Here is an 8778-nt window from a genome sequence, read left to right as displayed (position 1 = left end):
ATGGCTCTTTTTGATCTGGGTATTTGCGAAGATTTTTACGGTAAAAACCGGAGGGAAAAACGACCTCATCCCATATATTGCGGTTTGCTCACTCGTTGGCCTGCTCGTTTCCCCAATAGTTACTCATAAGGGGCGGACTAATCTGGTTTCTGTCGCGGGTGTTTCATCTATTTGGGGCGGCATCGGGATTTATAACATTGCCTCATCAACCATCATCCACCTCATGTCCGAAAATCGTATGGCCTCAGATCTGGCCCATGAGGTCGGAAAAACTGAGGCAAAAAAACCTTACACTGCGGCGAAAGAGGCGATTGAAGAGGCGATGTGTGTAGATAGCGCTGCGCTTACTGGTGTTTACGCTGGCGCTGAAGAGGATTTTAAAGGAGCAAATCATAGCTTAGGTAAATATGCCAATACGCTCGATGTTTCTATTATCTCTGACAGCACCCCGTCACAGTATCAGCTAGATCCTGAAACTCGCACGTTAAAATCGGGCTGGGCAGTGGATGACGAGAAAAAACAGCGCTTGTGTGCTACTCGTGATCTGAGTGAGCCTTTAGCGCCTGATGGGGTTGATGCGTGGGCGATAAACAACGCCGTATCTAAGATCGATTTGCTAGATCTAGATTCCGAAAAGGCGCTTGAGGCGTGGTTTGATTTTGCCGCCACTATGAGCGAGGAGACAAATAAAGAAAAACAAGCAGCAGCTAGGCACTTCTTTACTCGCATCTTGTGGCGCTTAGACGGCGGGGATATAGGCTCAAATCAGGTGACACTGTCACTAGTAAATCAGCAAATAGCTCTAGCTCATACTGTATCTCAGCATGCTCGTGCTCTGGCGTGTTTTGATAGTCGTATCAACTACTTCAACACCGAAAAAACAATAGCAAAACTAAACAGAGGTGATGTATCTGCATCGGAATTTAGCATGAACTGTGCAATTGCGCGGGACGGGCAATTGAAAATGCTGTTTGATGTCGATTCGTCTAACGCACAACGATTTTCCAACGCAATTCTTGCACTCACTAACCAGTACAGTACGAAAATTATTGAATCTCATGAGCAACTAATGCGCAGTTTTAGTGCGAAAAATGAGGTCAGTTTGGCGGCCAGCACCGTACTGGCAAAGCTGCGTTTTGAGCAGCTAAAAGCCGATAGCGACAGTGATGAATTTCACCAACTTGGTATCAATATGCGCCTCAAGGGATTTTTAGGGTTTGGCTATGATTTTGTGGGGATGACGGAGAGATTCCTATCTGTTGCGGAGTCGGTGTCTGGTGCGGAGGGGTTAGCGGTGAGTTCTCCGGTTAAACGTACCACCTCATTTAGCGGTGAGGCGGCGTATGTGCCGGATGGGATGCGCAGAAATATCCTTAAACCGTTCATCATGCCGTCGTTCATTTATTTTGAAGAAATAGATAAACACGATGTAGCTAAAAAGATCGAATCCAACCTACAAGCGCAGATCGATTCGTCGCAGGGCGGAACGGCGGGTGCGATGATTAAATATACGGGTAACGAATTTGCAGCATCAGGGGCTAAACCCGCCCTTACTCAGTCACAGCTATTGGATGTGGCCGGAGAGTCAATTATCGATGATCTGACAGTGACGATTGTGCCTATTAGTAGCACCAATCCTGAAATTACTGCCGGACAGCTCCGGCGAAAAGTCACAGCATTATGCTCTGCTGAAGGCACCCCGTCCAGCACAGAGCTTGAAAAACTTGGGATCAGTCGGGGCGAGTATCACGCCATTTGTCGCAAGCAGAGCACCCTGAGCCTAGCCCATTACCGCAATCAGTCACTAAAGGCCATTGATGCCTCTGCAACGCTGGCGGCAGTCGGTATTTCTGCGATTGCAGGCAACAAAATCATGAAAAAAATACGCAGGGACAAACAAGCGACGGACGGTTCGATTTCCAAGAAAAAAACCGCTAACGATCCAATTTCGAGCGTAACGGGTAAAATTTTCAGCGAGTCTGGAGCGCCTAAAATGGTGACAGATAAGATCACAACTGTAGCGGCGGGGTTGGTAAACTCATCGTTTATGCAATACCTCGCAAGCGGATTGCTGTCACTGGCCCTGATTTTTGCTTGTCTAAGTATGGTAATTTACCTGCTACCTAGCCTACTGTTTTCCTTTGCGGCATTCACTCTCGTTTCAACAGTGTTGGTGTACACAGTGTTTGGCAGTGTGTTGCTGTTGACGTTGGTTATAGTTGGGGGGCAATTTCCTGTAGTTAAAAAAGCGCTGTATGGCGGTTTAGTTAATATGCTTCTAAGGCCGTTATTTCTGTTTGTTGGGCTGCTCATTAGTATTCTAGCAGTTCAGGTTGCACATGAGCTGATTGATTACATCATGTTGTCGATGAGTGAGCTGACTGGTGCAGGGATGAATAGCATCACCACATTAGTACACAATCTTATTAAATCGATTGTTGGGATCGCGCTGCTGTTGTGGCTAATGCGCGAAGGCGTTAGCTATGCATTCCAAGCAACTGATCGTCTGATAGAAAAAATGGGGGCAGCGTCCATCAGTGAAGATGATGGCAACAGCACCATGGTTGTGGGGAGCGCGGCGGCGGTAAATCATACAGTCGACTCTTGTGTATCAAAAATAGCGAAATAAAATACCGTCGGAAACAAATAGAGCGCCAATCAGCGCTCTATTTCCTTTGTTTGGGTGCCGACTTATTTTTAAAGTTGGGTCTTGTCTCTGTTTTTAACTCCGGCGGCTCTTCAAATATAAACGCATCCTCTATTGGCCTAATTGTGGGCGTTCGTTTACGGTTCGCCTCAACCAGCGCCGGATCATCCGCTACTCGCTGAATTACCCTACTCATAACTCCACGATTTGCTCTCCAGCATCAGAGGAACGATACCGCATGGTATAGCTGGCGCTAACGTCAGTGCAAACAGTGAGCTTGGTATGTCGAGGACGAACAAACTTCTAGCAGCAATGAGAATGAATGTTGAAGAAATACCGATGACCAATCCAGCATAAAGCAACTTAGATGGCCGGAATTTATTGCTGATAGAAAACTCGCTATCCGCATTATAATTCAGCGGCTTAATCTGTTTTAGTGGTAAATATTTGATGAACAATATACTGATTATGATTGTTAGTACAATCAGCATTTTTCCCATTTCCAGCGGTGATAATCGTACTGAGATTATGATCAATGTGGAGATTAGCGCAATGCTTGCCGCAAGCTTGCGGTGCAGACTTGTTGTTAGATCTAGACTACTCAAAGTAACTGTTTTTTCTTCTAGGATCTGACTAATTAGAGTTGATAGATATCGTTTCATTGTGACTATTTTTGTTTTAACATTTTTTGCTCGAATTGACGAGACAGTTCTTTTTGGATTCGGTATTTCATATCCCGTTGAGTGAGCGGGAAATCGATGGGAACATTTTCGGTAAAGTGCTTTTTAACAAACTGTAATTCGGTTTCTACAAAGATATCCTGAAATGCGATCTGGCGTAGAGATGAGTAAGTTTCGCTGGGGTTAGCGCTGATAAATTCAGAAACCCTCCTCTCTAGACAATCGGCTAGCGTAGCGTTAGCAATGTTATTTAAAAATGAATCCATAATTATTTATTTAAATTGTACTGAACTCGATGCATAACGTGCAAATTTTGAGCATTTTTTTGATAAAAATCTGCTACTCGCTTGAAGTTAACTTGTTTAATTTATTATCATTTTAATAAACAGCACTATGAATCATGTATTAAATGCGACCTTAGCCGCAGCAACAGTGGGCGCTATGGCCTCGATCGATAAAGTCGATGTAGACGCACTGGAGGTAGGAGACTTTACTGATCAGGAAATCAATGAGGCTTACTCGTTAATTAAATCGCCAATGATTAAAAACGTGATTGATCACAACTTCGAGCAACTGGTGAATAACATTCATAAGGAGCAGCGTAGCCTAGTTGAGATTTATGCCAATGCAAACACTGGAATGAGTGTTAACGAAACACTGCAAAAAGACTTGAAAAACGGTACTCAAAATTCCGGTGCGGGCGTATCGTTCTCTGCTCATTCAAATAGTTCAAGAGCATCATGTCACGGAAATTGCCACGGGAATTGCCATGGCAATCATCACTCAAGAGGCTGGCGCTAACACAAAAAAAAGGGAGCTTAGCTATCAAGGTTTAACCAAGTCCAACCGCCCTCAGTACGAAACAGAGGTAGTATTTCAAAACAGACGTGGTATAGTTAGCTTGTCTGCGCCTAGGTTGCTGACAGGCTGGCTGTGGCTCTGAAACGATTCAGACAATACAGCCAGCACTCCCCTGCCCCACTGTACCCTATTAAGCTGTCGCCAGAACGTATGAGCCGTTATCAAGACGCTGTAGAATCTGACGATCTGCCAATTCGCTTAGATATTGCTTAATCTCCTTTTGTTTAATCTGGCCTTTAAATGCATCCCACACAGCTCGATATTTAGGCTGTACCGCTCCACTCAAAAAAGCTGTTTTCATGTTTTCTAGCACTTGTTCTCGTGTCGTGGCAGCAACAAACGTAACTTCCGGCAACGGCGTTTCAACTTGTGTCAAAACTGGTTGTGTTTGAGCTTCGAAACCAGTGGCAACAGGGGTTGAGGGCAATTGTGTTTCATCCTGTTTGATGTTGTTTGATGTTTGTGTTTGAGCGTTTAGCTGAAACAAAACCATGGTTACTGCAACAGAAATTAGCTCGATACCGAGGGCAATGATATACACAAGTTCTGTGGAAAAATTAGCCAACAAGCTGTTATCAGTTGCGTTAGCAGAGGCGTCAATTGCAGCATTAAGCTCCGCTGTTTTTTGTGAAATTAATAGAGTGGTTGAGTTAGCTTTTGATACATGATTGATCGAAAGCTGAGTCGAACGGAGTTCTTCTAGTCCATTGATTTCAGACTGAATTGAATCCACTTTAAGTTGCGCCACTTTTGCTGCTTTAGATTCTGAGAGAATAGAGTCAATGCCGCTTTGTAGTGAAAAAACTGAAGCCGCACCGCTAACGCAAATAAGAGCAAGACTTAGTACACACAGCAGTAGGGCAGTTGGTTGATTTTTGTTAACCACTTTGGTTGCGAGGGTGGGAGAGTAAGACTTGAAGACATCAAACACTACACCAACAAGGGCAAAAACCACTGCCATTCCAGCTCCGGCACCCAGCTCATACATGAATGATGTGGTGAGGTAGAGGCTTATTGCTGAAGCGGTAAATAGAAGTAAGTAGCAAAATGTCTTGTGTGTATTGATGCTAGAGTTTGTAGTAGTATTCATATTGATTCTTTTCTGATTTTTGTCGGTTGGGGAAGTTTCATAACCCCGTTTCTGTTGGAGCAGAGACGGGGTTTTTTGTATGTAATACCTATGTATTACATACACCAAGAATAGTACACTACAATCCAAGACATGAATAGGGTGATAATATAATTTACTGAATTTAAATCAAAAAAATGTGTAATACATATGTATCACACACACTTAAGCGTTCAAGAGAGTTTTCACATATCGTTGATAAAACCCAATAGCTTCTCCTGATCGATATCATCACGCATTGCAGCTAGGCCACGCATCAGCTTAGCCGGTGTTACATTTCTTTTTGTATGATTATTTAGCTCCTCAACCCAATCACTCACAGCATTTTTATCGGCCTGCGGCAATCTCATCGTGATTGGCGTGACCTTGTATGTTGTGTGCATGTTATCTTTTACTGTGGTGATTCTATTCTTGCTCTCACCTTTATCCGCTTTGCCTATACAGTTAAGCGTTGATCTTGCGCCTTTTTTGCGTAGTTTGTTCATAATTTATTGTTTAACATTTAAGATTTTTCGGACTTCAGAGGATAGTGACTTGTAATCATTGATAACTAGTGAGCTTTTTCTAAAAAGCTGTACAGGCATTGCTAGAGCATTGGCTTTGGATACATCTTCAGAACGACGGATATTAGCTTTCAACACGTTATCTTGAACAGAAGATAACTCATCCTCGATGAATTCATTTATAATCGAATTACGCTTATCTACTTCATTGCGCAAGATTCTGTAATTAATTTCCTCACCTTTTATCTCATCTGCGGCCTCCAGAAGAGGGGCGATCCCATCTAGTGAAAATGCGCCAGAGTCAACAGTGATCAGAAGAAGTTCAGACGACTGTAGGGCATTTAGAGTAGTTAGTGATAAGTTTGGAGGGGTATCTAATATAACTACATCAAAGTCATCTCGAATCTTCGCTAGATGACGGTCTAAGATTCGTTCTCTGTTGATCTTGGTTAGGGATGTTTCGATTACTCGGCTGAGTTGGTAGTCTGTGGGTATAATAAATAGATTTTTTATCACCGTATTATCAGCTACGGCATGGCGCTTAACTATACCTGTAATGTCAGCAACCTTGGGCTTATCAAAGAGGTATGCGCTTGTTTCTTCAAAAGGGAATGATGTCTGACCATCCGATAGGGCTTTCGAGCAATTCCCTTGCGGATCAAGGTCAATTATTAAAACCTTTTGGCTTTTTGCTAACTCGGTAGCGAGATTTATGGCTGTTGTGGTTTTGCCGACCCCGCCTTTTTGGTTGGCGATTGCGATTGTCTTCATTGTGGTGTTCGTCTTATGTCATACTTATGTATTACATATAACAGTAGGCAACAGGTAATTGCAAATTCACAGACCACAAAATCAGAAAAAAATGCATAACAGCTTCATGCTAGTATATGTAATACCTATGTATTACATGCTCTAGTCCGTCTCTGATAATGCTCAATCATTTGAAACCTGCCAGCAATGGTTTTCAGTAAAGATCTAATCGCTTCGCTCAGGTCTGTTAGGATCGCGTTCCGGATCGCTCCTGTATGGCGTTCTGAGAGGTGTTTTCGTATTAGTGGTATGGTTGGGTTAGTAAAGGTAAGTTACGGCCTCTGTGTGCCTTACAGCTCCTTAAAAAACAAAAAATATTATTGGGCGCGGAGCGCAATGGTGAGGAGATCTCGATCTTTCAAGTGGGCTGTGGTTAAGTTGGGGCAGCTTGCTGTCCCTGCTTATCCATAGAGCACTTATCCACATATCCAGCTCTATTTTAATAAGATCTTTTTTAAGATCTTTTTTTAAGATCTTTTAGAGTCGCAAAAAAACCTTTAAAAACATGATTATACATAAACCTATTGTGACTTTAGGACGGTTCATTGTGACTTTAGGACGGTTATCAGCCTTCTTATTGTGACTTTAGGACGGTTCATTGTGACTTTAGGACGGTTTTGATGCTTTGTTTTGTGGATAATTTGCTGCCTCTATTGATTGATATAAGCACATAATGTGATAGATTGAATTATCAGTCACAATAAGAATATCATTGTGACCCTGTAATTTTAGTATCACAATGATGCGGGTGGCAGATGAAGGAAGTAACTAAGCAAGATAAGTTGAGTAAAACGGATATGTTTCGGCAAGCTAATGCTCTCACAACTGCCGCTTACAGCTTGACAAGAAACGAAAAACGTTTGGTTTATCTTGGGATTAGTAAGATTCAAAAAGGGGGAGTTACAAAGAATGATAATGGCTCATTCCCTGTTGAGTTTAGCATATCTGAGTTTTGTGAATTATTTGAATACGAGAAAGCGAATGCTTCTCGCGACATTAGAGCTGCTACTACAAAGCTGCAAAAAAGCAGTGTCGTTTTCTACCTGCCTGAACAGGATGGGGAAGACGGAGAGAAAGCTTTGGATGCAATGTCATGGTTGACCAAACATTCCCTTAGGCCACGTAGAGGGGCTGTTACTCTCTATTTCAACTCAGAACTAATATCAATCATCAATAAGATCGACAAGGAATTCACTAGAGTTCTGCTGAGTGAGGCCGGAAACCTCTCGAATCCGCATGTAATGAGGCTGTACGAGACTATGCGGCAGTGGGAATCAAGAGGGTATGTAGATCTACAAGTTAAGTGGATGTGTGACCGTTACGATCTTCCTAAATCATATCGTGAACGAATGCCGGACTTCAGGAGAAAATTTCTGGAAGTAGCGGTATCCGAGATTAATAAAAAGACCGACCTAACGATTTCTCACGACCTAAAAGAAAAAAAGAGAGGAGTGGAGCGTATTCGTTTCACAATATGCTCAAAAACCCCTAAAAAGCAGAATGTTACAGAGGAAAAGGATGCTCTAACACGTGCTGTAGAATCTTACGTTGCTGTCTCAAGAGGGGATGTAGAGCCTCTGACAATTTCAGACCTAACAAATCTTCAAGAGCACATTGGTACGCTGATGGTTCAGGAGCGATTTGAGTTTCCACCGGAACTTATTGCGTCAATTCAATCTGCAATTGCCGTTAAGAAACAATAATCACATTGTGATACTGCAATGCCAATGTCACAATGTGCCAACCTATTGTGACTTTAGGAAGGTTTTGCAGTAATGACCACACTACGTACCTAAATAACTGTTTTTTATCAATATAAAAGGCGGTTTGGGTTTAAGCGTCAGGGTTATTGTGACCTTAAGACGCTATCTATTGTGACTTTAGGAAGGTTTTGCGGTAATGACCACACTACGCACCTAAATAACTGTTTTTTATCAATATAAAAGGCAATTTGGGTTTAAGCGTCAGGGTTATTGTGACCTTAAGACGCTATCTATTGTGACTTTAGGAAGGTTTTGCAGTAATGGGTGCACCAAACCGGAATCTGTTGCATGTTGACAACCTAGGTGCACTGAGTGTATCTTTAGCAATAGCTGAGAGGGAGACTAAGTCGGATTGCAAATTCCTCCCCACCCGCTAGCTAAAAAG

At 42.7% G+C, this 8778-nt stretch carries 8 protein-coding genes; 3 read left to right on the top strand and 5 right to left on the bottom strand.

All coding sequences use genetic code 11. The features are described from left to right. Window positions 1-2629: hypothetical protein (locus BGK46_RS17600; protein WP_175418643.1), on the top strand; the 2629-nt coding region annotated here is incomplete at its 5' end. A gap of 206 nt (window positions 2630-2835) precedes the next feature. Here the strand turns inward: BGK46_RS17600 and BGK46_RS17415 are convergent. Next, entirely contained in the window at window positions 2836-3309 is a 474-nt protein-coding gene (locus BGK46_RS17415) for a hypothetical protein (RefSeq protein WP_139130744.1), read from the bottom strand. 5 nt (window positions 3310-3314) lie between these two features. After that, a complete protein-coding gene (locus tag BGK46_RS06335; protein ID WP_069587800.1) occupies window positions 3315-3593 on the bottom strand; it encodes a hypothetical protein in 279 nt (92 codons plus the stop codon). Window positions 3594-3720: 127 nt separating this feature from the next. Between BGK46_RS06335 and BGK46_RS06330 the strand changes: the two genes are divergently transcribed. Beyond that, window positions 3721-4128, top strand: coding sequence for a hypothetical protein (locus BGK46_RS06330; protein WP_069587799.1), 408 nt, complete (start codon window positions 3721-3723; stop codon window positions 4126-4128). A 190-nt stretch (window positions 4129-4318) separates the two neighbouring features. Here the strand turns inward: BGK46_RS06330 and BGK46_RS06325 are convergent, their stop codons facing one another. From BGK46_RS06325 to BGK46_RS06315, 3 genes are all read right to left on the bottom strand, one after another. After that, window positions 4319-5278: a hypothetical protein gene (locus tag BGK46_RS06325; RefSeq protein ID WP_139130743.1), complete on the bottom strand. Its 960-nt coding sequence runs from the start codon at window positions 5276-5278 to the stop codon at window positions 4319-4321. Window positions 5279-5502: 224 nt separating this feature from the next. Then, window positions 5503-5802, bottom strand: coding sequence for a hypothetical protein (locus BGK46_RS06320; protein WP_069587795.1), 300 nt, complete (start codon window positions 5800-5802; stop codon window positions 5503-5505). 3 nt (window positions 5803-5805) lie between these two features. Further along, the gene (locus BGK46_RS06315) at window positions 5806-6591 is read right to left on the bottom strand and encodes a ParA family protein (protein WP_069587794.1); all 786 of its coding nucleotides are present in this window, start codon (window positions 6589-6591) and stop codon (window positions 5806-5808) included. Window positions 6592-7385: 794 nt separating this feature from the next. Here BGK46_RS06315 and BGK46_RS06310 point away from each other — a divergent pair. Beyond that, window positions 7386-8333, top strand: a complete 948-nt coding sequence (locus BGK46_RS06310) for a RepB family plasmid replication initiator protein (RefSeq protein WP_069587792.1) — start codon at window positions 7386-7388, stop codon at window positions 8331-8333. Window positions 8334-8778: the final 445 nt, after the last annotated feature.

Source organism: Salinivibrio sp. SS2 (assembly GCF_001722075.1).
Classification (GTDB): domain Bacteria; phylum Pseudomonadota; class Gammaproteobacteria; order Enterobacterales; family Vibrionaceae; genus Salinivibrio; species Salinivibrio proteolyticus.
This window is presented reverse-complemented; position numbering and strand designations above follow the sequence as displayed.